This is a genomic window from Streptomyces cellostaticus, from assembly GCF_023630175.1.
Classification (GTDB): domain Bacteria; phylum Actinomycetota; class Actinomycetes; order Streptomycetales; family Streptomycetaceae; genus Streptomyces; species Streptomyces cellostaticus_A.
In genome coordinates this window covers 68,374-93,273 of record NZ_JALLIN010000015.1, presented here as the reverse complement: position 1 = coordinate 93,273, position 24,900 = coordinate 68,374, and the positions used below count along the sequence as shown (strand labels likewise).

The window sequence follows — 24,900 nt, the reverse complement described above, 5'->3', positions numbered from 1 at the left end:
TGGATCACATTTGGTGCCCGAGCCACGGAGGGTCACCGGCTCCGCGATCATGAATGTCGTGACCCACGACCTGCTCCAGAAACTCTGGCTCCACCAGACCACCGACGTCGCGGTCAGCGCCGTCACCATCAGCGCCAACAGCATCACCGTCCACGCCGCCACGACCAGGGCGAGTGCGGAGTGTCCGTCGTGCGGAACGTCCTCGGGTCGCGTCCACAGCAGCTATATGCGGAGGCTCGACGACAGCGCCGCGGGCCAGCGCCGGGTCGTGGTCGAGTTACGGGTCCGCCGGTTCCGGTGCCGTCAACCAGCGTGCGAGCGGGCGACGTTCGTCGAACAGGTCGAGGGCGTCACCTTCCGGTACGGACGGCGAAGCCAACAGCTTCAGACGGCGCTACAGCGGCTCGGGCTGATGCTCGCCGGCCGGGCCGGCTCCCGCTTGGCCGAAGCGTTCGCTGTCCCGGTCAGCCGCTCCACGCTCCTCCGCCTGATACGCGCGCTGCCTGAGGAAGCCTCGCCGACGCCACGTGTGCTGGGGATCGATGAGTTCGCCCTGCGTAAGGGGCACGTCTACGCGACCATCCTGGTCGACATCGAGACCCGCCGTCCGATCGACCTGCTGCCCGACCGAACCGTCGAGACCGTCCGCTCCTGGCTGGCTGCCCATCCGGGTGTGAAGGTCATCTGCCGTGACCGCTCCGCCGCTTATGCCGAGGCCGGGCGGCTCGGCGCCCCGGGCGCCATCCACGTCGCCGACCGGTTCCACCTCTGGCAGAACCTCGCCGACGCCGTCGAGAAGACCGTGCTCCAGCACCGCGCTCTGTTGCCCGAACCACCGCCGCCCGCCGGTCCCACCCAATCGGTGTCTGTGCCGGTTACCGCTGCTGAGCCCCGCCGGACCGGGCGCCTGTCGGACCGTGTCCGCGAGCAGCACGCGGCCGTCCACGCCCTGATCCGCGAGGACGTCAGCCTGCGCGCCATCGGCCGGCGACTGGGGCTGGCCCGCGGCACCGTCCGCCGCCTGGCCCACGCCTCGGATCCGGACGAACTGCTAGTCGGCCGTTGGACCGGACGCACCAGCATCCTCGACCCCTACAAGCCCTACCTCAACCAGCGGTACGCCGAAGGCTTCACCGTCGCTCGGCGGCTGTTCGAGGAGATCCGGCAGCGCGGGTTCCCAGGCCAGGAGCAGATCGTCCGCGTCTACGTGCGGCAGCTGCGGGAGGCGTTCCCGCACCAGGATCCACCCCGCCGCAAGCCCTCCGTCCGGGACGTGACCGGGTGGATCACCCGCCACCCCGAGAAGCTGGCCGACGACGACGCTCTACAGCTCAAGGAGATCCTCGCGCGCGTCCCGGTGCTCGCCAGCACCGCCGAGCACGTCAGGGCATTCGCCGAGCTGATGAACGACCGCCGAGGCCACCAGCTCAAAGACTGGATCGCCCGCGTCCAACAGGACCAGGTCCCTGCGCTGCAGAGCTTCGCCACCGGCCTCCTGCAGGACCTCGACGCCGTGGTTGCCGGGCTGACCCTGCGCTACAGCTCCGGCGCGGTCGAGGGCCACAACAACAAGATCAAGATGATCAAGCGTCAGATGTTCGGCCGCGCCAACTTCGACCTGCTGCGCAAACGCGTCCTCCACGCGGCATGAGGCTGGTCGTGGCGGCGTGGACGGTGATGCTGTTGGCGCTGATGGTGACGGCGCTGACCGCGACGTCGGTGGTCTGGTGGAGCCAGAGTTTCTGGAGCAGGTCGTGGGTCACGACCGTTCATGATCGCGGAGCCGGTGACCCTCCGTGGCTCGGGCACCAAATGTGATCCAGAACCCAAATTCAGCCGTTGCCGACACGGGTGGAGTGACCCTCTGATCCGTAGCTCTATGTGGATCGGTTGCGGACGGTCGTACCGGGCGCTTCAAGGCACTGGAGGGACGCTACCGAACGAGGTCGGTTGCTGGGGTTGCTGTACTTCGCTGCTGTACGGGAAGGCCCTACGCGACGTTCCGGAGCGGGCGGACCGCGTCGCCTATTCTCATACCCATGAACGACTCGGAGGCCTTCCGTGCCGCGGTGAGGGCGTGTGCAGAGGTCATCTTGAGGGACGACGCGTCGCCGTACGAACCGGCTCTAGAGATCATGGGCCTGGCCAGTGGCGGGCACCCAGTCGACGACGGCGACGAAGCGGACACCGGACTCGTGTCCATCTTCGGCGAACTGACCGATTGGGCCGAGCTACGGCCTGAGGAAGCAGGTCAGGCCGAGGCACATATGGTCACCGCCGCCCGTGAGTGGCTGGCGGTCGAGGGCGATCAAGAAGCTGAGGCGCGCTACTTCGACCGCTGGCTATACGACATCCTCGGCTTCGAGCGCCGCTCGACGCACAGTGAGCAATCTTGAAATCTGCTGGCTCAGCCCTCCCAGGTTCGAATCCTGGCGCCGCCACGCAAGTGGGATTCGGCCCCTGACCAGCGACTTTGGTCAGGGGCCGATCTCGTTTCTGCTCACTTCTCTGCCCCCTCGCTCCCCGTGGTTCCCCGCTCGTTCTGGCACGCTCGTGGCACGTCCGTGACCTTGATCACGCGGTCGGCGGAGTCTCACGAGTCAAAGCGATGGGCGCCGCCCCACGGTGAGGACGGCGCCCGTACGAGGTGAAGACCTGACGTGACAGCGATGAGGCTGGTCAGGCGATCGTTGCCTCGAAGCGCTCGATGTTCATGTCTGGCTTGTCCCATGTGAGGTTGAAGCGGTACTGCCCACGCTTCTGGCGGTCCGCGTGCGTGAAGAGCATGCCAATGGTCGCCGTGCCGCCGACTTGCTCCCGGGCTGCACCGATCGAAGACGCGCGCCTCCGACCACGCCCGGCAGATGATCCTCACCTGCTGGCACCTCGGCGCCCTCCCCGAACTCGAGGAACTGCGCCTGCGCAAGTGGGCCCACATGCTCGGCTTCCGCGGCCACTTCTCCACCAAGTCCCGCACCTACTCCGTCACCCTCGGCGCCCTCCGCCAGGAACGCGCCGACCACAACGAAGCCCTGGCCCGCGAACGCGCGGCTGTAGCGGGCCATCCGCTGCCCGACCCGGACGCCGTCCTCGTCCTCTCCCATTGGCGTTTCGCCGGCACCGGTCTGACGGACGCCGAAGCCCTCTTCGCGTCCTCGCGCTCCACTTCCCTCGACGTAGAAGGAGAACCCGACCATGCGTGATGACGAACTGCTCACCGTTGCCGAGGCGATGGCCCGTCTCAGGCTTGGCCGGTCCACGGTGTACGACCTGATCCGTACACGGCGGCTGCGCTCGGTGACTATCGGTCGGTGCCGGCGCATCCCCGCATCCGCACTGGGTGACTTCATCGCCGGACAGTTGGAGCGCGCGGCCTGATGACCAAGCGCCGTAGCCGCGGTGACGGCGGCCTGCACTGGGACGAGAAGAGACAGCGGTGGATCGCCACGGCGAACCTCGGCTTCGATCCGAGCGGCAAGCGGATCGTGAAGCGGGGGAGTGGCAAGACCAAGACAGAGGCGAAGAGCAAGCTCAAGGAGGTCTTGCGGGACCACGAAGACGGCCTTGCTATCGCGCCCACCAACTACACGGTCAAGGACGCCGCGGCTGACTGGCTGGAGTTCGGATTGGCGGGCCTCGACCCCAGCACCGTCGAGACCGTCACGCTCCTGAGCCGGAACCACGTCATCCCGTCTCTTGGCGCGCGCAAGCTGCGTGACCTGAGTGCGGAGGACGTGGATCGCTGGCTGGCCACCAAGGCCGAGACGCTCAGCACCCGCACGCTTCAGGGGATTCACTCCTGCCTAAACCGCGCGGTCAAGCGGGCCATGGCGCGGGACAAGGTGAAGCGCAATGTCGTCGAGCTGTGCTCGGTGCCCCAGGGGCAGGGCGGGCGCCCGTCCAAGGCGCTCACCTTCGCCCAGGCTGAGGCCGTGCTCAAGGGTGCGGAGGGGACCTCGATGTATGCGTACATCGTCCTCGCGCTCCTGACTGGTGCCCGTACGGAAGAGCTCCGGGCACTCACCTGGGACCACGTCTTCCTGAAAGGCCGGCCGGACCTCGACCCGCCGCAGCCTCCGCACATAGCGGTCTGGCGGTCGGTGCGGAGGAGCGGGGACACCAAGACCCGGAAGTCCCGGCGCACGCTCGCTCTGCCGGCGCGCTGCGTGGATGCCCTCTGGCAGCAGTTCGAGGATCAGGGGTGGGACCGGCTCGCCGCTGATGAGGAGTGGGAGGAACACGGCCTGGTCTTCTCGTCGGCCGTGGGCAAGCCGCTCGATGCCGCCAACGTCCGCCGTGCCTTCCGCCAAGCGCTCAAGGGCATCGCTGGGATCAACACCGACGAGTGGACTCCGCGGGAACTGCGGCACAGCTTCGTCTCGCTGCTCTCCGACCGGGGTGTCCCCCTGGAGGAGATCTCGCGGCTCGTCGGGCACTCCGGGACGGCTGTGACTGAGGAGGTCTACCGGAAGCAGATCCGGCCCGTGATCCAGACCGGCGCCGTGGTCATGGACGGCATCTTCGGCACGCAGGAACGGCGGCCGTAGGCACGCAGAAAGCGGTAGTCACTCAGATAGACACGCAGGCAGAAACAGGTAGACCACCTAGGAACGTTCCTAGGTGGTCTACCTGCTGTTTCGGCTGTCGGGGTGGCGGGATTTGAACCCACGACCTCTTCGTCCCGAATGAGGTTCGGGCGCGGCTCGCGCCTGCTGCCTTGATATTTTGCCTGGTCAGGAGGCTGGCGTGGGGTGGCCTCGGAGGGTTTGGGAGGGGCTTGGGGAGCGGGTCGGCTCCCAGATGGCTCCCGGGAATACCGCCGCCAGCATCAGGCGTCTGCCGCTGCCGGCAGTCCGCCCTTCCTGCCCCTCCTCCGGTCAGAGGTGCAGGATCCAATCGATGGAAAACCGCAGCAGCCAGAGGGCCGTTACACCCGCTACTGCTGACACCGCGCCCTTGAGCGCCTGGACGGTGAGCACCCAGCGGAGGAACCGCAGCCGGCGCCGCGCCCGCGGCGATGGCCACCCCTGTCCCGCCCCTTCGGAGGCGTCGCCGACGCAGGGAGGGCGGTGCAGGGCAGCCTTGATCTTCCTGGCAAGGAGTGCCAGGACAGCCTTACACTTCACGCGAAGCTCCTGATCAGTGAACTAGTCGGGATGTTTCCGCGGGGAAGGCACCGGCTCAGGTTGGTAGCCAGGCGGCCGGGCCTTTCCCGTGTTGTGACTGACGATATGCAATGGCGTAGCACGGAGCGGTGGAACCGAATGAAAACGTACTCGGACCCATTTTGTCACCTGTGAGGATTTGCGACGCAGATCATCCTAGCTGAACGCGACGCATGGCGAGGGCGACCGCAACCTCCGTCGAATCCTTTCCCGCCCGTCTCGCGTAACGGATAAGTGCCTCCATTTCCGCCTCCATCCCGGCGCGTGCCAGTTTGTCAGCTGCGTGGGCGATCTCGGATTCTCCCCATGAGGCGGCCAGGTCGGCAAGTAGGGCGATCCTCTGGTCGGCCTTCATTTCGGCCAGCAGTCCGAGGAGGTCTGGAGGTGCTTCGAGCCGGTCGGCACCCGCCGGTGAAGCGCTGTGACTGTTGCGCCGGTCCCCCTTTCTGGATGCCGCGCCGTTGCGCCGGTCCCCCTCCGAACAGGTGCAGTCGACTGAAGGGCGCCCCTTCGACCGCCGGGCCGCACACAGTAGTGCTTGGAGTTCGGCGGGTTCGAGTTCAAGCGCAACTCCCATGCGGTGGGCGCCCTGTTGTGCCAGTTCGGACATGAGGCGGACCGCCTCCCTGCCGGGAAGCCGCCGCCCGTGGAGCCAGTGGGACAGCTGGGATGGTGAAATGCGCAGGGCCTCCGCTGCGACATGCAAGGCGGCGCCCGGCTGGACGTACTGGATAACGATCCGCAGGGCTGCAGCGAACTCCTTTACCTCGCCAGTGGTGCCGGGCGCGTAGGAACTTCCGATATGGCCTGAAGCTGGCACAGCGAAGGGACCCCTTCCGGTTGCCGGGGCTGCGCACGGAGACGATCAATCGGACTGAGCCTATCCGTCCGCGGGGTGGGAGGTCTCGGGTTCTTCGGTCATCGGGCGGACTATTTTCAACGAGGGATCGAAGTGGCTGAAACGTCGCATTCCGGGCAATTCGGATGACCGTCTTTACTGAGGTTGTAAAGATGCCTGATCACTGGAATCGATAGCACTTTCTGTGCTAGTAATGGGTGGTTGTATGGCGCTTTTCACTGCCCTCCCGAGGAGGTTTGGCTCGAATGGAAGCACCCCTGCCCTCTTGGCTGGATCCCGGCCTGGGGACGATGAAGCGTGCTGCGCTGTGGCTCGTGTCCGAGGTCGGAGTGGGCAAGACGTTCACCAAGGAGCAGCTCCGTGCCGCCTTCCCCGGTGTCTCGCAGGTCGACCGCCGCATGAGGGACCTGCGGGACTTCGGATGGCGAATTGACACCAACCGCGAGGACGCGACGCTGGACTCGCACGAGCAGCGCTTCGTCGAGCAGGGCGATCCGGTCTGGTTGCCCGGGCGGGCAACACGCAGGGCCGGCACTGCAGCCATCGGCGCTGGACGGCGGCGGGAGGTTCTGGCGAGGGACGGGAACATGTGCCGCTCCTGCGGTATCACCCCCGGCGAGCTGTACGACGGCACAGACGAAGCTGCCCAGCTCGACATCGCTCGGAGAGAAGTCGTCAAGCCCGGTGGAGGCCGGATGACGGAGTTGGTCACTGAGTGTCGGCGGTGCAGAGTCGGTGGCCGTGCGCTGGTGGCGGATCTTGGCGAGGTCATCAGGGCAGCGGAGGCGCTCAGCCCTTCGGATCGCCGCGTCCTGGAGGACTGGATGGATGACGACCAGCGGGAGTTCACCGTGCTGGATCGGCTCTGGAGTGCTTACCGCTCCCTGCCTGAGGAGTCGCGAGCGCAGCTGCGCTCGCAGCTCGGTGCTACCTGAGGCCGATCTCAGCACACAGAGGCCCCTGGACAACAAGACATAGGGAAGCAGGAACAAGGAAATGGCACAGGACTACGGTCTGCCGCCGATTGCTGAGGAGAACCGGGCGCTGGTCCGGTCCCGTTTGCGGGAAGTCGAGGCCGGCAGCGGTCCTCGCGAGACGCTGACGGTGGAGTGGCGCGGGCAGCCTGAGCACCTGGAAGTCATTCAGATGCCGGCGGGGAACCTCTACTACAACCCTGCCACCCATCGCATCCGCGCTCAGTCCAGCCACGACCCAAAGCAGGCGGCGGCACTGGCTGACGACCCCTGGAGCAGCGAGAGCCAGGCGTACTTGGACCGGCTGCTGCAGGTGCTTCCCGCGGATCCGGCAAGGACGGATCCGGAGTTCGACGAACTGGTCGCCAGCCTGAAGGAGTACGGCCAGACAGATCCCGGCCTGATCACCCGCGAGGGCATCCTCGTCAACGGCAACACCCGCCGCGCAGGTCTGGTGCAGTTGTACGGCCCCACGCACGAGATGCGCGTGGCCGTCCTGCCAGAGAGTTGCGACTGGCAGGACATCGCGGCAATCGAGCTGTCCCTGCAGCTGCGCAAGGAGCACCGCCGCGACTACTCGTACATCAACCGGCTCCTTGCGGTGCAGGAACTCGTTGACCAGGGGACGCCCTTGGCGGTAATCGCCTCGATTTTCCGCACAACAGCGGAGCGGTGCCGACAGGACCAGTGGGTGCTGGCGAACATCGAGTCGCTGATCGAACGCAGCCGGTCGACTGGCGGCCAGCTGTCTCTGGTGGCGTTCGAGGACCAGGCGGAGAAGTTCCGCGAGCTCCAGCGCGCCTACGTCAAGCAGTACGCGACGAATCCGGAGAAGGCCGAGCTGCTGCTGGAGAACCGGCTGGCTGCCATGCTGCTCGGGTTCGCCAAGACTGACGTGCGCTTCATCGACCACGACTTCAACAAGCGCTACCTGTCGAAGGTGCTTCCTGAGGTCAGCGCACCGGCCGGGCCTGCTGCGAGTACTGCCATCCCGGGTTTGGGCAGGGCGGTTAAGGGTCCCTCTGCCGACCTCAGTGCGGCTAAATCGCTGACCGACACGGTCCTGCGCTTGCGGGTCGCTATCCAGCCTGGCGGATCTGTTGCGCAGGATGCTGCCGATGAAGCGCAGAAGGAGGCGAAAAAGCTGCGCGATGCGATGGATGAAGCCATCACAGATGCCGGCCGTGATGCGCGCATCCAGAAGCGCAAGCAGGCAGCGCCCGCCCGCCTAGCAGATGCGGGCCGGGACATCGATCAGTGCGTCACGGACCTCGTCATGTCCCGGGCTCAGAGCAGCCTTGACGAGGATGCCTTCGACGATGCCGTTACCGACCTCCGGAAGAAACTGCAGAAGCTTGCGCTTGAAGCCAAGCGCACTGTGCAGGATCCCGGCGACGGAGTGACTTGGCTCATCGAGACCCTCGGGAGGGCTCGCTAGATGGCTGGCGAGCCCAGTCTGACGATCGGGTTCGACATCACGCGTACCCAGGCGTCACTGAGGACGGTGCCTGCCTGCCGCAGTGCTCTCGGGCAGATGATCGCCAACTTTCCCAGCGGACGGATGACAGACCGGTTGTCGGCGGCAGTCCCCGTAGACAGCTTCCTTGCGAGCATCAGTGCGTTGGCTTCCTGGCCTGAACCGGAAAGCGTTGTCTGGGAGGACGACTTCCGGCGTCTCGTCACGGAGATGCTCGACACCGCTGACGCGGCCGAGAGGCTGCTCAGCGGTGAGGTCGGTGAGGACGCTGTCACTGCCGACCAAATCCCCGCTCTGCTCGGGGCAAACTGGAAAGCCCCCCTGGCCCCATTCCAGCTGCGAGACACGGCCCGGCTGCTCTCCATGGGCAACGGAGCCAACTTCAGCGTGCCCGGAGCTGGGAAGACCCGGGTCTCCCTGGCCGTCTTCTCAGCACTGAGGGAGCGGGGCGAGGTATCCCGCATTCTCGTGGTCAGCCCGAGGTCGGCTTTCGAAGCGTGGCGGTATGAAGCCGATGCGTGCTTTGCTGAGCCGCTCCAGGCGCATGTGATGGGCAAGGGCGCTCCGCCCTCTGCCGATCTCCTCATCGTCAACTACGAGCGCCTCCACGGGGCGCTGCCTGCGCTCTCCGATTGGCTCAGAGCAGCTCCCGCCATGCTTGTCGTCGACGAAGCTCACCGGATGAAGCTGGGGGGCGTCGGCGTCTGGGGCGCAGCTTGCCTCGCGCTCGGTCCGCTCAGCCGCGTTCGGATGATCCTCAGTGGCACACCGGCGCCGAACGGTGCCAAGGACCTGGAGAACCTCCTGTCCTTCGTGTGGCCAGGCCACGGGCGCAGGGTGGTGACCCAGGCCGTCGACGGTGGCGACCTCGCCTATGCGAGCCAGGTGCTGAGGCCCATGTTTACGCGCACGACGAAATCTGAGCTGGGGCTGCCGCCGGTAGAGCTCCGACTGCGGCGGCTTGCGATGCCGCCTCTGCACGAAGAGATTTACGAGGCTCTCAAGGGCGGAGACAAGGTCTCTGCGAGGGCCGCTGCCGACTGCATGGACTTCCAGGCTCTCGGCAAAGCAGTGCTGCGCATGTTGATGGCTGCGACCAGCCCTGCCCTTCTGGTGGGCGGGTCCACTAGGTACGAGCCTCTCGAGTTCCGCGTCCCGCCGTTGCAGGCTTCGGAGAACGCCCCACTGTCGGAACTCCTCCACCGTCTTCCGGAGTACGAGGTGCCACCCAAGTACAAAGAAGCCTTGGCCATCGTTGCGGAGAATGCCTCACTGGGGCGGAAGACCCTGGTCTGGGCGAGCTTCGTCCGCAGCATTACGTCTCTGCAGCGGCTGCTGGCGCCCTTCCAGCCTGCTGTGGTCCACGGTGGCACCCAGGATCGAGAGGAAGAGCTCCGCCGGTTCAGGGAGGATTCTGACTGCTGCGTCCTCATCTCGAACCCTGCGACCCTCGGCGAGGGCATCAGCCTGCACCAGGACTGCCACGATGCCGTCTACATCGATCGCGATTTCCAGGCCGGCCGCTTTCTGCAGAGCCTGGACCGCATCCACCGCCTCGGGTTGAGTCCTGACGTCGAGACCAGGATCACCGTGCTCGCAGCCGCGGGCACGGTCGACGAGATCGTCGCTATGAGGCTCGCGAAGAAGCTGGAATTCATGGGCAGGATCCTGGACGACTCGGCAGTGCGCGAGCTCAGCGATCCGGAGGAAGAAGCCCCTGTTGCCGCAGGGATGGACGCGGCCGATATGCGGGCCGTCCTCGAGCATCTTGAAACCGGCGCGCTGTAGGGGTTCAGCTCACAGAGTCCCGTCCTGCAGCAGCTTCTCCAAGGCATCTGCCTCCCGTTGGAGCACGATGCGGCCGTCCCCGTCGCTGAACGCCACGATGCGGGCCCCGGTGCCAAGGCCGGCCTCCGCCAGGAGTCCGATAGGCAGCGAGACCTTCCCGTCTTCGTCGATGCTGAGCTCAGCTGGTTCCCGAATCACAGCCGAAGTGTGCCACTGCTGTGGCGGATGGGGCTGCCCTGCCTGCCCGCAGCCCGGATAGAGTCCCGCCGTGGATGGCGACGGAACGAGTACGCAGGCGCCGCTGTGGCTTCCCGGCGACGACGGCAATGAGGCAGACCCCGAGTTGGCTGCTGTAACGCGGTACCTCCTTGCGGCCGATCCGGACGGCCGCAGGATGGCCGCCGCGGTCCGGCGGAGTATCGACATGCTGCTGGACGGCCAGCACACAGGCCGCTACCGCTGGGGTCAGCTGTACAAGACGGAGAAGGCGCACCTCGGCACGCTGATCGAGATCAACCTGCAGCGCGAATTCGGGTTCGCCGACGGCCGCGACATGGACTACTCGATCGCCGGGACCGACGTCGACTGCAAGTACTCCCAGACCCTGGGCGCCTGGATGATCCCCCCGGAGGCGCTCGGCCACCTGTTGCTTGTGGTGTGGGCCAGCGATGAGCGGTCGAGCTGGTCCGCCGGCTTGGTGCGCGCCCTGCCTGAGCGGCTGAACAACGGCGGCAACCGGGATGCCAAGAAGACGCTGAACGCAGCGGGGCGCCAGGCAGTGACGTGGCTTTTCGACCGGGCTCCGCTCCAGGAGAACATGCTGCTGAGGTTGTCCGAACCGGATATCGACGCGATCTTCTCCCACAAGAGCGGGCAGCGGAGGGTGGACGAGCTCTTCCTGCGTGCCCAGGGACGACGCGTCAGCCGGACCGTCGTCGCGACCGTGGCCATGCAGGAGGATTACATGAAGCGGGTCCGCTACAACGGAGGGTCGCGTTCGCGGCTCCAACCCCGCGGCATCGTTATCCTTGGCCACTACTCCAGCCACGGCCGGATCGCTGAAGCACTCGGCTTGCCGGTGCCCGGTCCGGGCGAGTCTGTAAGCGCTCGACTCGCTGAGGCGCGGCCCGAGCACGGTGCGGCTCCGCGGGTGGAGCTCGACGGGCGGGAGTGGGTCCTCGCCGGGCCAGCTGATCCAGACCAGGCTGTACCGAAGCTGCCGGAGATATGAGCGAGAAGGAAGCAGCGGGAAAGCTCCCGCAGTGGCAAGCCCCTGAGGGCTCGTGGGCCTCGTCGGCGGCGAACCGGCGGAGCATGCTCGGCAACCGGAACCGTGACACCGCGCCGGAGCTGCTTCTGCGTTCCTTGGTGCATGCTGCGGGGCTCCGCTACCGCGTCGCTGCCAAACCGCTCCCGAAGATGCGCCGCACGGCTGACATGGTTTTCCGCCCAGTGAAGGTGGCCGTCTTCATCGACGGATGCTTCTGGCACGGCTGCCCGGAGCATTTCGTCATGCCCAAGACCAACCGGCCGTATTGGGAAGACAAGATCGGCCGCAACGTCCAGCGCGACCGCGATACGGACGACCGACTCAGCGAGGCTGGCTGGCTGGTGCTCCGCTTCTGGGAGCATCTTGACCCGGAGGCGTGCGCCCGCACTGTCGTCGACGCGGTCACCACGCGGCGGCAGGAGGCTGCGGCGCTGAAGCGCCGAGGCAAGCCGACCCTGCCGCCGGGCGGCGAAGGGCGTGGCGCAGCGGTCAGCTGATCTTCGCCTGGTTCACCGCGAAGAGCTCATGCCGCTGATGGCCTTCCTGCCCGACGAATGCTTTGAATTCACCGAGCTGGTAACCCAGCGCCCCGCTGGAGCGCGGGACGCGCGTGATGATGAAGTCCCGCTCCAAGTGAGCGAGATGCCTTTCGACTTCCGGCTCGGACAGGTGCTGTCCGTACTTCTCTAGCCGCTTGATGATCTGATCGATGCCGAGAGGACGCTCCATGCCGCGGAGCAGCTTGTACACCGGGTCGTGGACCGTCTCCGTCGTCTCCACGAGCTCATTCCGCTCGCCTTCCTTCCGCAGAGCTCGGGCGATGGACCGGCCGACAGCCTCGGCGACGGGCGGCGGGAAGGCGTTGCCCACCTGTCGGTAGGTAGTTGTCTTGCGCCCTTCGAAGAACCACTTGTCTTCGGGCTTCCACCCTTGGATGCGCGCGACCATCTCGACGGTGAGTTTCGGCCCGGGCTTGCCAGCGGCAGGCTTCCAGCCTGGTTCGGGGGCTTCGTCTGCGACGCCCATGGCATCTACGCCGAGCTTTGCCCACGCTGCCTTGGCCCGGGTCGGGCCGAGGTCCGCGCCACCGTGCTTCTTCGATCCGCCCACGATGGTGGGCGCGATGTCGTCTGCTCCGTTGACCCAGGCTTTGGCACCTTCCCAGCCCTTGGCCGCCATCAAGCCCTCAAGCGCCGCCCCCACGGTCAGACGGGCATCGGGAAGCTCCTCCGGCCAGGAGAAATACTCTGCGTACTCAGGGAGAAGCGCTACGAGCACGAAGCGCGGGCGGAGCTGGGGAACGCCGAAGTCAGAAGCATGGAGCAGCTTCCACTGCGCTGCGTAGCCTGCGCTCTGCAAGGTGTCCAGGACGTTCTGGCGATATGCCGCGAAGCGGTTGGCGCTCAGCCCTCGGACGTTCTCCAGCAGGAGCGCCTTCGGCCGAACCCGCTCGGCGAGGTTGACCGCCCAGGCGAACAGATCGCGCTCGTCCGTTGCTCCGAGCTGCTTGCCCGCGATGGTGAACGGGGGGCATGGGACACCGCCTGCGAGCAGGTCCAGCTGCTCGCCGTTCACCGTGCGGTAGTCCTCAGGGGTCCACGTTCCGGGATCTGCTACATCGCCTTCCACCACGTGCCAGGCCGGACGGTTCCGGCGAAGCGTGGCGGCGGCATTCGCGTCGAGCTCTACCGCCAGGGCGTGCTCGAAGCCTGCGCGCTCCAAACCGAGCGCCTGGCCACCCGCTCCCGCGCAGATCTCGACCACATGCAGATCCGTCATTCGTCCTCCATACACGCGCACTGCCCACCGCCTGCTCGGCTGCACTCGGCAGGCCGGACTCGAACGTGCGAACGAGTCCGTCTGTCGCACGAACATCCCAGCTGCGCGGCAGGAAGTCCACCGAGACTGGGATGTACAGCTGACCGCGAACGCGACCAGTGGGAATGGCCAGTCTAAAGGGCTGGAAGCCTGCGGACCGGGGCTCACCGGACGGCTGTGCATGAGAAGCAAAGGAATGCCGTCCGGACGCGGCTCACCTGTGGCTTTTCCCGCTTCGCGCCGCGCCGGGGCGATCGCTACTCCCGGCGGGCAGGCCATTCCCTGTGGATACCCGCGGTAGCGGCCAGGCTGCGCGCATTGCGGAGCGGGGTGCAATAAGGCGCGCCGCGACCCAGATGCATGGCGGGCGTCCTTGGCCAGGGCGGCGCTGTAAGCGCTGCAGAAGGCTGCAGTGAGCTGGCGGTTCCCTAGTCAGGTCCCGAACAGCCAGCGCTCGATCTCGTCGGCGCCAATGCGGCGCCCGAGCTGCCGGTTTTCCTCCTGGGCCCAGCGCTGCAGCAGCGCGCAGTACCGGGCGTAGGTACTGGCAGGCCATTCGCCGCTGCCGAGCGAGTCCCACTGGCAGGTACTTCTGAGCGTGTCGGCCACGCGGGAGTCCAAGATCGCGCACGGGTGGTTGACGGCGGATGCGGGAGTGAGGGCTTGGAGCCGGGCCTCAAGCGGCCCGTTGTCACGCTTGTGGGTCACCTGCACCATGCCGGTTCCGTCGCGTACGACGACGAATTGCATCTTGCTCTGCAGGCGCAGGGTGTTCACCCACCCGCAGACGGTGACGGTACGGCCGACGTGTTCTCGCAGGTCGGAGACGTGTACGCGGCTTTGGATCATTGCGGTCCTCCGAAGGACATCGTCATGATCCCTTGGGAGTGCGGGCGAGAAGGGCAACTCGCGGTACCACCGCACTTTCACCGCCACCAGGTGGCGGCCTCGTTCTGACCCGGTGACGGGGGCCGGCCGGCGGGGCATTGGGCCATAAGAGGGGGCCGTTCCTCCCCGCGCTCGGGAGGGTCTTCGCCTCGGGGCGCGAGACCGCCTTCCCAGCTGCCGGCGGCTCTCTCTGCTCGCGTGGTCCCTGGCTGCTCGTCTCCGTCAACGCGTTGCCTGGAAGGATACGAACGCCGCGATCGCGTCCGCAATCGAGAATGCGAGGGCAGCGTCGCGGGGCTTTGTATCCGGCGTGGCGTCGCATATCCGTGCGAGCGTGGAGCGTGTCCGGGTGGCTGCCGTCGAGGTCGGCTGGAGCTGTGGCGAGCGGTCAGCCGAGGTAGGTGCACGCACGTGCAGTGGAAGGCGACGGGCGCGGGGGAGTACCGGGTCGGCCGAAAAACGTCGGTGCGGAGGTAGGGCGAGTGGTCCGAGGCGTAGGTCCGGCGTCGGTACCCTGGAGCGCATGTCTACTGCCCCGGTTCGCGTTCGTTTCGCCCCGTCCCCGACCGGCATGTTCCATGTCGGTGGTGCACGGTCCGCTCTCTACAACTGGGCGGTGGCGCGACAGTCCGGCGGCAGGTTCGTCCTGCGGATCGAGGACACCGACGCGGCCCGGAACAAGCCGGAGTGGACCGAGGGCATCATCAGCGCGCTCGCGGCGATCGGCATCCATGGCGAGGACCCGGCCTTCGAGGGGCCGTACTTCCAGTCGCACAACGCCGACCGGCACCGGGAAGCGGCTCAGCAGCTCTTCGCGGCCGGCCGGGCGTACTACTGCGACTGCACCCGGGAGCAGCTGAAGGAGCGCACGGGGTCGGAGCACCTTGGGTACGACGGGTTCTGCCGGGACCGGGGGCTGGCCTTCGAGGAGGGGCGGGCGCTGCGGTTCCGGACGCCGGACGAGGGGGAGACCGTCGTGGTCGACCTGGTCCGCGGGGAGCCGGCGTTCCCGAACAGCGCGATCGAGGACTTCGTGATCGCCCGTGGTGACGGGTCCCCGGTTTTTCTCATCGCTAACGTCGTGGACGACCTGAACGAGGGAATCACGCAGGTCATCCGAGGTGAGGAGCACCTGTCGAACACGCCGAAGCAGCAGCTGCTGTGGGAGGCGCTCGGTGCCAAGCCGCCTGTGTGGGCGCATCTGCCGGTGATCGTGAACGAGAAGCGGCAGAAGCTGTCCAAGCGCCGGGACAAGGTGGCGCTGGAGGACTACCTCGCCGAGGGCTTCCGGCCCGAGGCGATGGTGAACTACCTCATGCTTCTCGGCTGGGGCCCGGGTGACGACCGGGAGATCAGGCCGTACGAGGAGCTGGAGCAGCTCTTCCGGATCGAGGACGTCAACACCGCCCCGGCCTTCTTCGACGTGAAGAAGCTGACGGCGTTCAACGGCGAGTACATCCGCGCCCTGTCACCGGAGCAGTTCGCCGCCGCCTGTGCGCCGTGGCTCGTCGCCCCGTACGCGCCGTGGCGGCCGGAGGCGTTCGACAAGGACGTCTTCGAGGCGGCGGCTTCCCTGGCCCAGACCCGGCTGGCGCTGCTTTCCGAGATCACCAGCTATGTGGACTTCCTGTTCCTCGACGAGCCGGTCGAGGACGAGGCGTCGTGGAACAAGGCGATGAAGGCAGGCGCCAGCGACATCCTGTCGGACGCCCGCGCCGAGCTGGCCGACGTCGCGGACTGGAAGGCGGACGACCTGAAGGCCGTCCTGCTCGCCGTCGGGGAGAAGCACGGGCTGAAGCTGGGCAAGGCCCAGGCGCCCATCCGGGTCGCGGTCACCGGCCGGACGATCGGACTCCCGCTGTTCGAGTCCATGGAGCTGCTCGGCCGGGACCGCGTGCTGGCCCGTCTGGAAGCTGCCAGCAAGAAGCTGGCCGCGCAGGCTTAGCCGCTGCTCAGGCGACCTGCGCCAAGAGGTCGCCCCAGGCGTCGCCGAAATAGGTCAGGTCGAACCGGGCCAGGGCCTCGTACCCCGCCTTGGCCTCGGTGTGGCGTGCCGCCGCACGCTCCCGGACCTGTGCCGGGAGACGGCGGAGGTCCGGGGCCGGCTGGCCAGCCAGCGCGGCGAGGTCGCTCAGGCCGGCCACCGGACGGATGAGGCAGGGCAGGCCGAGGAGTAAAGCCTCGGCGGCGCAACGGCTCCAGCCCTCCCGCATCCGTGGGAGGAAGACACCGACGTCACAGGCGCGCAGCAGACGCAGGTACCGCTCGCGTTCGACGTCGTAGTGCGCGCTGTCGAGGCCGATGGTGTTGCTGCCGCTGGTGATCACCCGCAGTCCGGGAACGCCAGCCAGTGCTGCGGAGACCTCCTCGGTCCCCTTCCAGTGCACGGCCTTGCCCGCGTAGACGCCGATCACGTCGGGTTGTAGGCCGAACTCGGCGCGGCACTCGGCCCGGTCGTAACCGCGTGCCTGCTCTACTTCGGCCATGTCGAAGGCGTTGTAGATTACCCGTACGTTGCGGACACCCCGGGCGCGAAGCTGGTCGGCCCAGTACGGGGCGACGCACACGACGGCGGCGCACTGCGGCAGAACGCGGAACAGCCACTCCCAGAGCATGGCCTCGATGGGGGCGGAGTCATGTTGCAACGGCTCGTAGTGGTGCAGGAGGAACACCGTGCGGGCGCGCATCTCGGGCGTGAACAGCAGCAGGCTGAGGTCGTCCCACACGAAGGTGCCGGTGGTGCCGTGCAGCGCCCGTATGGAAGGGGCCAGGCGGGCGAGGTGGCGGAGCTTGCGCCAGCGGCGGATCCGGTAGGTCCGCTTGTGGTCCGGGACCGTGCGCCATTCCACGTCGTCGGCCGTCACCTCGTGGAGCATCCGTAGGTAGACCCGGCCGCCGGTCCGGCCGACCGGCTCCATCGAGTAGACGACTCGTTTCACGGACGTACCTCCTGTATGTGGTGGACGTACTCGGCGTGCAGGCGCGCGTGCATGGTCTCCAGATGGGGGCCGAGGTCACGGGCGGCGTCGGCGAGGGGGAGGTGGAAATCGCCCAGGGTCTGGAGGAATCGTCGGCGTCGGTCGAAGTTCGGGGACGCGGCGAGGTCGCGCAGGTTGTGCAGGCGGTCGGCGAGCCGGACGAGGAGGTCCTGGGGCGGGAGCGCGGCCTGTTTCGCGCGCCAGCGGGTCTCGTCGCCGACGGATTTGGGGCGCTGTTCGAGGCGGTGGTCGGCCGTCATGGCACGCAGGCGGGCGGTGAACGGGCCGCCGAAGTGGTGGACGAGTAGTGCCTCCGACTCAGGGGCCACCTCCAAGGCGTCATGGAGGAGGGCGAGGAGGAGGGTCTCGGGGTGACGGACGCCGATCTCCGTTCGCAGGAGCCTGACGACGGCCAGCGGGTGCTCCAAGTATGGGGTGCCCTGGTCGCGGGTGTGGCCGTCGTAGACCGTGAGCGCGAGGCCGGCGGCCACCCGGGCGCGGGACTGCTCGTCCGGGCTCCACGCGGCGGCACCGAGCACGGTCAGGACGTGGTCGAGATCGATGGGGTCCATCCGCCTCACCTCGTATGAAGGGACGTGGCACGGGGATCGGGGACGTGGTCGGCGAGCAGCAGGGTGTCCCCGACGGCGAGGGCGTCGAGGCGCAGGTCCACCGCCGCCGCCACGGCTTGCTCAGCGGTCCGCAGGATCGGGGTGCCTTTGCGGTTGAAGGATGTGTTCAGCAGCAGCGGCAGTCTGGTGAGGTCGCGGAACTGCTCAAGGAGGTCGCGCAGGCCCTGGTGGTTGGCGGCGACGGACTGGACGCGGGCGGTGCCGTCGTGGTGGGTGACGGCGGCGATGCGGTCGGCTCGGCACCGTCGGACGGTGGCGACGCGGTTCATGAAGGGGTCGCCCGCAGACATGAACCATTCCGTGGCGTGCTCGGCGAGGACGGCTGGCGCGAACGGGCGGTACGCGGCTCGCTTCTTGATCGCGTTGAGTCGGTCCCGTGTGGCGGCGTGACCGGGGTGGGCGAGGATCGAGCGATGGCCGAGGGCACGCGGCCCGAATTCGAGCTGTCCCTGCACCCAGCCGACGATGCTGTGCTCGGCGAGCAGTGCTGCCACTGTGGGCGCCAGTCCGAGTCCGAGGTGCGGCAAGGCGTAGTAGCCGGTCGGCACCGTTGTCGTCGGTAGCACGCCCGGATCGGGACCCCAGGCCGCGTCGGTCGGTACCTGCAGGCGTTCCTGCCCGAGCTGGTAGTGCCAGCCGTAGAGCGCGGCGCCCACGGCTGTGCCGGCATCATGCGGGGCGGGCGCGACGAAGAGGGTGTCGAAGCCGCTGTCGGCGGCCAGCTGGCCGTTGAGGTGCGAGTTCAGGGCGCATCCGCCCGAGAACACCAACGCTGAGGCCCGAGTGAGTCGTTGCAGGTGGCGGGCGATGTGGACGACCGATCCGGCGAAGACCTCCTGGACGGCGGCGGCCAGGTCGGCACGCTTGTGTTCCGGCTGTTCCGCGGCGTTGTCGACGGTCCAGGCCCGGCCATCGAGCAGCAGCGGCGTGCTGCCGTCCGCGGAACCCCACGGGTGGTCGATGCGGACCTCGCCCTCGTCGCCGAGCCGGACCAGTTCGCGGATGTGTGTTCCGTAGCGCTGGGGATCGCCGAAGGCCGCGAGCGCCATCATGCTGCCCTCGGGCTCATCGCCGGGCGGGATCACCCGCCGGGCGAGGTTCCGGTAAAAGTGCCCGAGGGAGGAGTGGACGCGCCGGGGCCCGACCAGGCCCGGCATGGCGGCCGGCATGCCTTGGTGGAGGCGGTCGATGCGATCGGGCCACAGGTCGTACCCCGTGATGCGCTCCCGGCCCGGGCCGAAGTCGGAGCCCAGTGAGGAGCCGCCGGCGTCGATGACGAGGCCCGCGGCGTGCTCGTGCCCGGAGAGCAGGTAGCCGGAGAGCACATGGGCCGTGTGGTGGGAGAGGAGGCGGAGGTGTTCGCCGAGCGGCGCGGGCAGGAGGGCGGCGAGTTCCTCCCGCTCCTCGGCCAGCCACCAGCCGGCCGCAGGGTTGGGACGCATGGAGGCGGCCCAGACGGCGTCCACGTCCTCCGGTTCGAGGTCGGCGGCCTCCAGGCACCACTGGAGCGCGCGGGTCGGGGCGGTGAGCGTGCCCTTGCGGGCGGGGTGGTTGTGCTTGACGCCGCTCCAGCGCTCCTCTTCGGCTGCGTAGAGGCGGCCGTCTACGACTAACGCGGCGGCCGTGTCGTGGTGGAAGTTCAGTCCGAGGACTGCGGGCATGGTGGTGTACCTCCCGGTCAGACGGTGAGGGCGGGGACGAGTGCGGCGCCGGAGTCGGTGTACTCGTGGCAGCGCAGGCAGAACCGGAAGTGATACGCGCGCGGCGCGAACACCTTGGCCGCGAAGTCCTCGTCCCAGATGCTGAACTCGCTGTCGTCCTTCGCCATGGCGTTGAAGCAGCGGTAGCAGGACCCGTCCATCTCGATCATCAGGTGCTGGTCGAGGTAGCGGTCGCAGAGGCCGCGCAGCTCGTTCGCCGGCTGGCCCACGTCGACGTGGTGCACGTGGTTGGTGACATGAATGGCGCCGTACTTCTCACACAGCGCCCCGAGCTGCGTGAGCCGGGTGGAACTGATGCCTTCCAGGACGCTGTTGACGACCACGGTCTTGCCGGCTTCGCGGAGGCGGGGCACGACGGCGTGCACCTCGTCGTAGTTCCCGTGTTCGTCGTCGCAGCCGATGAGTATCTGGTCGTAGGAGCGGAGGGTCGCGTCCATGATCGGCTGGTTGCGGGCCAGGGTGATGGCGTTCGTGCCCAGGACCATGACCTTGTCCGGCAGCCGCGTGCGGGCGGCGTCGCTGAGCGCCGGGAAGTCCCGGTGCACGGTGGGTTCGCCGCCGTTGATATGCAGCTGCTGGAAAGGGATGGTCTCCAGCCGGGTCAGGATGGTGGAGAACAGTTCCAGGGGCATGTTCTCGCCCTGGGCGCCGTCGGCGAAGATGCAGAAGTCGCAGTGCCGGTTGCACTTCGTGGTGATCTTGACCTTGGCCGTTTTGAGGGTGCGGGGCACCGGCGCACGCGCGGTCATTGGCGAGACTCCTTGGGTCAGAGGTGGACGTCGTCGGGCGTGAGGCTGAGGAAGTCCTGGAGGGTGGTCTTCTGCTGGTGCCAGCGCGCGAGCGTTGTGCGCAGGGTGTCGGCGGTGGTCGGTCCGGTGGGGATCAGCGCCGCCATCCGGGCGGCCAGCTGCTGGGCCGCAGTCGCCTCGTCTGCCGCGAGCGCGGTCAGCGTGTGCGTGGCGGAGTGGAGTTCCTTCGCCTCCCGCCGGATCAAGTACTCGGTCGCTACCCCGGGTGGTGGATCGAGGTAGTACAGCCAGCGGGCGATGCGTACACGGAGCATGCCGGCCGTCATCACCCAGTCGGTACGGGCGTGATCTTGGCCTTGGCCCTCTGGGCGGTCCCCGCTGGGAACGCGGCGCATGGCCGCCTCCAGGGCGACATGGGCCGCGCGGAACAAGTGGCGCGGACTCCGTGGTCGGACATCGGAGCGGTGCTCCGATTCCCGGAGGAACAGCTCGGCGTATCCGTCCAGTTCCTCCGGCCGCCACTGGGTGAGGGCCGCCGTCTTTCCGGGGCAGCGCGTCCGTGTCGCGAGTGCGGCGGCAGCGAACCAGCACGGGGCGAGGTAGTGCCACGCCACGCAGTGGCGCCGGTACGCGGCGACGTCCTCGACCACGTTGTCCGTGCTGTCCGCAGCCAGCTGGTATCGACCGCCCATCCGGGCCTGGAGGATTCCCCGGTAGAACCGCTCATCGACCTCGCACCAGGGCGCCATCTGGGCCCGGGACTTCCAGCGCTGGAAGTCCCGCGCGCTGCCGCTGATCAGTGACCAGGTCGCGAGTTCGGGCGCAGAGACGAGTCGCCCGTCCGCTTCAGTCACGGTGAACGCGAAGCCGGGCGGGTGCTCCAGGAGACGTCGATGGAAGACTTCCCGGCCGACCGCGGCGGCGTGTGCGGCGGCCAGGCGGTGGTTCCACTCTTCCCAGTCGGCGGGGGCCTGGGGAAGGAGGACGCGTACGTCGATGTCGGAGTGCGGAGCCAGCAGGTCGGCCGGCTGCCACTTGTGGGTGAGCATCACGGCCCCGACGCCTTGAGCATCCAGCTCGCGTTCGTACAGAGCGCCGAGCTCCTGGTAGAGAGGCGGCGCGTCGACCACGATCATCACCGCTCCCCGGTGGAGTCGCGGGCGCAGGAGGGGCCGGCCGCTCCCGTGGGGAGGACGGGGAGCAGGGGTAGGACCGGTGTGCCTTCGGGGCGCTCCATCCGATCCCAGCGCAGGTCGTAGTCGACGTAATGGAAGCCCTGCCAGGCGTCGTTGGTGTTGCGGTCGAGCATGGCCTGGAAGAGGTGGGCGAATGCGTCGCCGAGGGTGCCGTCGGCGAGGTGGGGCTTCAGGGGGATGTCGCGGTTGTGCAGGATGCAGGGCCGCGCCACTCCGGTGGGCGTGATCTTGATCCGGTTGGCGTCGGAGCAGGTGGCGCAGCTGGAGTTGGAGATGAAGCCGATCGATCCTGCCCAGCCGTCGGGACGGAGGTACTGCCCGGGGCTTCGGACGCCCAGCTGGTTCCGGGGCACTTCGCCGGCGTTCGCGAACCACTCGTGGAGACGGTCGCGGACCTCTGCCTCGGTGATGAACTCGGTGTCGAAGAGCGCCTGGGCGGGGCCGATGTTCTGGAGTTCGATCAGGCGGACGGCGACGGGCAGGTCGCGGGCGAGTTCGGCCACGGCGAAGGCGTCGTCCAGGTAGGTGCGCTGAAGAACGCAGTTGATCTTCACTCGCAGGCCCAGGGAGAGGGCGGCGTCGAGGGTGCTCCGGGTGGTGCGCGGGTCGCCGCCGCCCATGATCGCGGCGGACCGCGCCGGGTCGAGGCTGTGGAGGCTGAGGTTGAGGTAGGTCAGGCCGGCGTCGTGGAGCTGTTCGACGCTCAGCCCCCGGCGCAGGTTGCCGTGGCTGGTCATGCCGATCGCGGCGTCGGGCCCGAGGCCGTCGGCGAGGCCCGCGATGACGTCGAGGATGTCGGCTCGGAGGGTCGGTTCACCGCCGGAGCAGTGCGCCTTCCTGATCTTCCAGGCCCCGGCCTCGGTGGCGATGGCCGCGTAGTCGGAGGCGGTCAGGGGCCGGTCCTTGTGCCCGTAGTCCGGCATGCACCGGGGCTTGCAGAACACGCAGTCCAGGTTGCAGAGCGAGTTCAAGGTGAAGGCCAGGTAGGGGTGGTTGCGGCCTGCGGCGGCGAAGGTGGCAGCCAGGTCGTCGTGGTCTGCGGTGGGCATTGGTCAGCCTCCTACGAGCGGAGAGCGGGTGGCGGGCGCCTCGGCCAGGCCGTTGAGGGGCTGGCCCGAGAGATAGCGGTGGAGGTTGTCGGCGAAGAACGCCACCGCCTCGTCCATGTACGCGCGGCAGAACACCGAGCTTTTCGGGGTGAGTACGACCCGGGGGTGGAGCCGCAGCGGATGGCGGGCGGGTAGCGGTTTCGGATCGAACACGTCCAGGGCCGCGCCGCGCAGGTGGCCGGTGTCGAGGGAAGCCAGGAGGGCCGGCTGGTCGACGGTTGCCGCGCGGCCGAGGTTGAGGAAGAGAGAGCGGGGCTTGCACGCCGAGAAGAGGTCATGGTCGAAGTAGCGGTCCGTCGCCGGGGTCGCGGGCAGCAGATCGACCACTACGTCGGCGACGGACACCGCCTGGTGCACCGCCGTCGTGTGGACCCACGTGATTACGCCCTCGGAAGCCGCACGTGGTGTCCGGCGCACTCCGATGACGTTCATGCCGAAGACCCGAGCGACCTGGGCGAGGTGGCGTCCGACGCTGCCGCAGCCGACGATGGTCATCGTCGCCCCCGCCAGGTCGAAGAACTCCTCGGCCAGGTCGTCCTTCCACCAGCCACGGTTCCGCTGGACGCGCTGGCTGATGAACAACCCGCGGGAGAAACCCAGGACCAGGCCCATTGCGTGCTCGGCCATGGGCCTGCCGTGGAAGCCGTACGAGCGGGTCAGGGCCACCCCGACGGAGTGCGCCTCGGCGACGGGCAGATGGTCGGTGCCGGCGGCCGGGGAAGCGATCCACTTCAGATGTGGCGCGGCGAACAGCCACGAGGGCGCGAATCGCCACCCGAAGTAGACGTGTGCGTCGGCCAGCTGGTGCGGCACGGCCTCCTCGGTCGCTCTGCGGAACTCGATGCCGGGGAAGGCGGCGGACAGCGCACGCTCGTGCTCGGAGGACAGCCGCCAGAAGGAGTGCGGGGACTCCAGGCTGATCAGCACCACCGGCTGGTTCATCGTGTTCGGCCCTCCGCGGTGGCTGACTGGGTCAGCGCCAAAGGGGCGATGCGGTCCATAACGGAACCGATGCTGGCCTCGTAGTCGTGGCGGGATCGCACCAAGGCCGCCCCGGCGCTCCGGAGTCGATCGCGTTGTCGGGGCAGGACGGTCAGGGCCCGTTGCAGGGCGGATGCCAGGGACCTGGGGTCCTGCGGTGCGGCCGTGAAGCCGGTCTCGCCGTCGATGACGGTCTGAGCCAGGCCGCCGGCCGTGGTCGCGACCACCGGGCCCGCACCGGCTGCGAACGCCTCCAGGGGTATCCGGCCGAAGGGTTCCTCTCGAGAGGGAACGATGACCGCCCGCAGGGCCGGGCTGTGCAGCCAGGCACGGATCGCGGGAGTGAAGCGAGTGATCAGAGTCGCGTCCAGATCGTGCGCGCGGATGTGTGCCGCCAGGTCCTGCTGGTACGAGGAGGGGTGCTTGTGTTCCTCCGAGGTCACGGCGGCCAGCAGCAGGTGAGGAACGGGGACACCACGTTCCTTCAGCAGGCGCAACGCCTCCAGGAGATCTTCGAAGCCTTTCGTCGGGACTGCGCGGCCCATGGCGAGAAGGAATCCGGCGCGGGCCTTGAAGGGCAGCGGCAGAGCCGTGGTCGGCCTGACCATCTCCTCACGGATCAGTCCGTTCGGGATGCTCACGATGCTCGACCGAGGGACGGCGTAGTTGACGACGAGGTGGCCTCGCATGTGGGAGGAGATAGCCCCGACGCGCGCACCTCGGAGTGTCGCCGCCCGCAGGGCGTCCCGCTCCCAGCGGACGCGGGAGACGTCCTTGGGCCGCGTCAGCGCGGTCGTGGAGCGGGGCACGAGCAGCAGGTCCGTGGTCGGCGACGTGTAGGGCGCGAGCCCGAGGAACGGGATGTCGAGGCCGACGAGGAGGCACCGGCCCGCCCGCGCGGCGATGCGTATGGCCGCCTCGCCAGCCAGGTCGCACAGCTGAACCGAGCCGCGGACCGAGTCCGGCGGCGCGTTGACCTTCGGGATCGTGATGACCTCGGCTGCGGCCTGTCGCAGCATCTGCCGCACCTCGCCGGCCCACCGCTGATCGTGCGCTCCCGCGCTCTCGGGCACGTGCGGCGTGATCACTGAGAGGCGGCCTGCCGGCAGGAGCCGGGCCAGTGCCGTGAGGAAGGCGCGGTTGCTGAAGCCGGTGCCCGACTCCGCGCCGTAGAAGCCCTCGTGGAGAGCGACGACGACCCTGGGCGGGCGAGCGGCCTCTGGCACAACTGCGCGTGAGGGTGGGGAAGTCGCATGGTCAATGCGCACTGTGTGGTGCCTCCTCGGAGGACGGGT

General features: G+C 68.0%; 23 protein-coding genes and 1 pseudogene. 11 read left to right on the top strand and 13 right to left on the bottom strand.

Annotated features, from left to right (window positions below):
* The first annotated feature begins 58 nt into the window (after positions 1 to 58).
* The 5 genes and pseudogenes from MXD57_RS12240 (at position 59) to MXD57_RS12220 (ending at position 4,547) form a co-directional block, all read left to right on the top strand.
* Positions 59 to 1,651, top strand: a complete 1,593-nt coding sequence (locus tag MXD57_RS12240; RefSeq protein WP_374114685.1) for an ISL3 family transposase — start codon at positions 59 to 61, stop codon at positions 1,649 to 1,651.
* Positions 1,652 to 2,039: 388 nt separating this feature from the next.
* Entirely contained in the window at positions 2,040 to 2,396 is a 357-nt protein-coding gene (locus MXD57_RS12235; RefSeq protein WP_250401389.1) for a hypothetical protein, read from the top strand.
* A gap of 420 nt (positions 2,397 to 2,816) precedes the next feature.
* Positions 2,817 to 3,203 (top strand): annotated as a pseudogene (locus tag MXD57_RS12230) (replication initiator); the annotation flags it as partial.
* Positions 3,196 to 3,378: a helix-turn-helix domain-containing protein gene (locus tag MXD57_RS12225; protein ID WP_250401388.1), complete on the top strand. Its 183-nt coding sequence runs from the start codon at positions 3,196 to 3,198 to the stop codon at positions 3,376 to 3,378. The pseudogene MXD57_RS12230 and the gene MXD57_RS12225, both read left to right, overlap by 8 nt.
* The gene (locus tag MXD57_RS12220) at positions 3,378 to 4,547 is read left to right on the top strand and encodes a site-specific integrase (protein WP_250401387.1); all 1,170 of its coding nucleotides are present in this window, start codon (positions 3,378 to 3,380) and stop codon (positions 4,545 to 4,547) included. The genes MXD57_RS12225 and MXD57_RS12220 overlap by 1 nt, the downstream gene beginning before the upstream one ends.
* Positions 4,548 to 4,877: 330 nt before the next feature.
* On the opposite strand, the gene MXD57_RS12215 is transcribed toward MXD57_RS12220, so the two are convergent.
* Both MXD57_RS12215 and MXD57_RS12210 read right to left on the bottom strand, forming a co-directional pair.
* Positions 4,878 to 5,126: a hypothetical protein gene (locus MXD57_RS12215; RefSeq protein WP_250401386.1), complete on the bottom strand. Its 249-nt coding sequence runs from the start codon at positions 5,124 to 5,126 to the stop codon at positions 4,878 to 4,880.
* Positions 5,127 to 5,316: 190 nt separating this feature from the next.
* Positions 5,317 to 5,775: a hypothetical protein gene (locus MXD57_RS12210; RefSeq protein WP_250401385.1), complete on the bottom strand. Its 459-nt coding sequence runs from the start codon at positions 5,773 to 5,775 to the stop codon at positions 5,317 to 5,319.
* Positions 5,776 to 6,269: 494 nt separating this feature from the next.
* Here MXD57_RS12210 and MXD57_RS12205 point away from each other — a divergent pair, with 494 nt between their 5' ends.
* From MXD57_RS12205 to MXD57_RS12195, 3 genes are all read left to right on the top strand, one after another.
* Positions 6,270 to 6,959, top strand: coding sequence for a hypothetical protein (locus MXD57_RS12205; protein WP_250401384.1), 690 nt, complete (start codon positions 6,270 to 6,272; stop codon positions 6,957 to 6,959).
* Between the two features lie 61 nt (positions 6,960 to 7,020).
* Positions 7,021 to 8,436, top strand: coding sequence for a transcriptional regulator (locus MXD57_RS12200; protein WP_250401383.1), 1,416 nt, complete (start codon positions 7,021 to 7,023; stop codon positions 8,434 to 8,436).
* A complete protein-coding gene (locus MXD57_RS12195; protein ID WP_250401382.1) occupies positions 8,437 to 10,263 on the top strand; it encodes an SNF2-related protein in 1,827 nt (608 codons plus the stop codon). It begins immediately after the preceding gene.
* A gap of 9 nt (positions 10,264 to 10,272) precedes the next feature.
* Here MXD57_RS12195 and MXD57_RS12190 read toward each other — a convergent pair whose 3' ends face one another.
* Positions 10,273 to 10,461: a hypothetical protein gene (locus MXD57_RS12190; RefSeq protein ID WP_250401381.1), complete on the bottom strand. Its 189-nt coding sequence runs from the start codon at positions 10,459 to 10,461 to the stop codon at positions 10,273 to 10,275.
* 70 nt (positions 10,462 to 10,531) lie between these two features.
* On the opposite strand from MXD57_RS12190, the gene MXD57_RS12185 reads away from it, so the two are divergent.
* On the top strand, positions 10,532 to 11,494 hold the full coding sequence (locus MXD57_RS12185; protein ID WP_250401380.1) for a NaeI family type II restriction endonuclease: 963 nt from the start codon (positions 10,532 to 10,534) through the stop codon (positions 11,492 to 11,494).
* On the top strand, positions 11,491 to 12,030 hold the full coding sequence (locus tag MXD57_RS12180; RefSeq protein ID WP_284505438.1) for a very short patch repair endonuclease: 540 nt from the start codon (positions 11,491 to 11,493) through the stop codon (positions 12,028 to 12,030). Before MXD57_RS12185 ends, MXD57_RS12180 begins: the two co-directional genes overlap by 4 nt.
* On the opposite strand, the gene MXD57_RS12175 is transcribed toward MXD57_RS12180, so the two are convergent.
* Together MXD57_RS12175 and MXD57_RS32000 are read right to left on the bottom strand one after the other, a co-directional pair.
* A complete protein-coding gene (locus MXD57_RS12175) occupies positions 12,023 to 13,312 on the bottom strand; it encodes a DNA cytosine methyltransferase (protein WP_250401379.1) in 1,290 nt (429 codons plus the stop codon). The two genes, MXD57_RS12180 and MXD57_RS12175, sit on opposite strands and share 8 nt — an antisense overlap.
* Positions 13,313 to 13,783: 471 nt before the next feature.
* Positions 13,784 to 14,200, bottom strand: a complete 417-nt coding sequence (locus MXD57_RS32000) for an 8-oxoguanine DNA glycosylase OGG fold protein (RefSeq protein ID WP_284505436.1) — start codon at positions 14,198 to 14,200, stop codon at positions 13,784 to 13,786.
* A gap of 610 nt (positions 14,201 to 14,810) precedes the next feature.
* On the opposite strand from MXD57_RS32000, the gene gltX reads away from it, so the two are divergent.
* Positions 14,811 to 16,184 (top strand): glutamate--tRNA ligase, encoded by a 1,374-nt coding sequence (gene gltX, locus MXD57_RS12165; RefSeq protein ID WP_250401425.1) that lies wholly within the window; start codon positions 14,811 to 14,813, stop codon positions 16,182 to 16,184.
* 7 nt (positions 16,185 to 16,191) lie between these two features.
* Here gltX and MXD57_RS12160 read toward each other — a convergent pair whose 3' ends face one another.
* The 8 genes from MXD57_RS12160 to MXD57_RS12125 are packed head-to-tail and all read right to left on the bottom strand — an operon-like array spanning position 16,192 to position 24,873.
* Positions 16,192 to 17,178, bottom strand: a complete 987-nt coding sequence (locus MXD57_RS12160; protein ID WP_250401377.1) for a glycosyltransferase — start codon at positions 17,176 to 17,178, stop codon at positions 16,192 to 16,194.
* On the bottom strand, positions 17,175 to 17,789 hold the full coding sequence (locus MXD57_RS12155) for an HD domain-containing protein (protein ID WP_250401376.1): 615 nt from the start codon (positions 17,787 to 17,789) through the stop codon (positions 17,175 to 17,177). Before MXD57_RS12155 ends, MXD57_RS12160 begins: the two co-directional genes overlap by 4 nt.
* Positions 17,790 to 17,794: 5 nt before the next feature.
* Positions 17,795 to 19,510 carry a carbamoyltransferase C-terminal domain-containing protein gene (locus MXD57_RS12150; protein WP_250401375.1) on the bottom strand — a complete coding sequence of 572 codons (1,716 nt, stop codon included), beginning with the start codon at positions 19,508 to 19,510 and terminating at the stop codon, positions 17,795 to 17,797.
* Between the two features lie 17 nt (positions 19,511 to 19,527).
* Positions 19,528 to 20,319 carry a radical SAM protein gene (locus MXD57_RS12145; protein ID WP_250401374.1) on the bottom strand — a complete coding sequence of 264 codons (792 nt, stop codon included), beginning with the start codon at positions 20,317 to 20,319 and terminating at the stop codon, positions 19,528 to 19,530.
* A gap of 17 nt (positions 20,320 to 20,336) precedes the next feature.
* Entirely contained in the window at positions 20,337 to 21,455 is a 1,119-nt protein-coding gene (locus MXD57_RS12140; RefSeq protein ID WP_250401373.1) for a hypothetical protein, read from the bottom strand.
* A complete protein-coding gene (locus tag MXD57_RS12135) occupies positions 21,455 to 22,564 on the bottom strand; it encodes a radical SAM protein (RefSeq protein ID WP_250401372.1) in 1,110 nt (369 codons plus the stop codon). The genes MXD57_RS12140 and MXD57_RS12135 overlap by 1 nt, the downstream gene beginning before the upstream one ends.
* 3 nt (positions 22,565 to 22,567) lie before the next feature.
* Positions 22,568 to 23,566, bottom strand: a complete 999-nt coding sequence (locus MXD57_RS12130) for a D-2-hydroxyacid dehydrogenase (RefSeq protein WP_250401371.1) — start codon at positions 23,564 to 23,566, stop codon at positions 22,568 to 22,570.
* Entirely contained in the window at positions 23,563 to 24,873 is a 1,311-nt protein-coding gene (locus MXD57_RS12125) for a glycosyltransferase family 4 protein (protein ID WP_308290714.1), read from the bottom strand. The genes MXD57_RS12130 and MXD57_RS12125 overlap by 4 nt, the downstream gene beginning before the upstream one ends.
* Positions 24,874 to 24,900 lie beyond the last annotated feature (27 nt).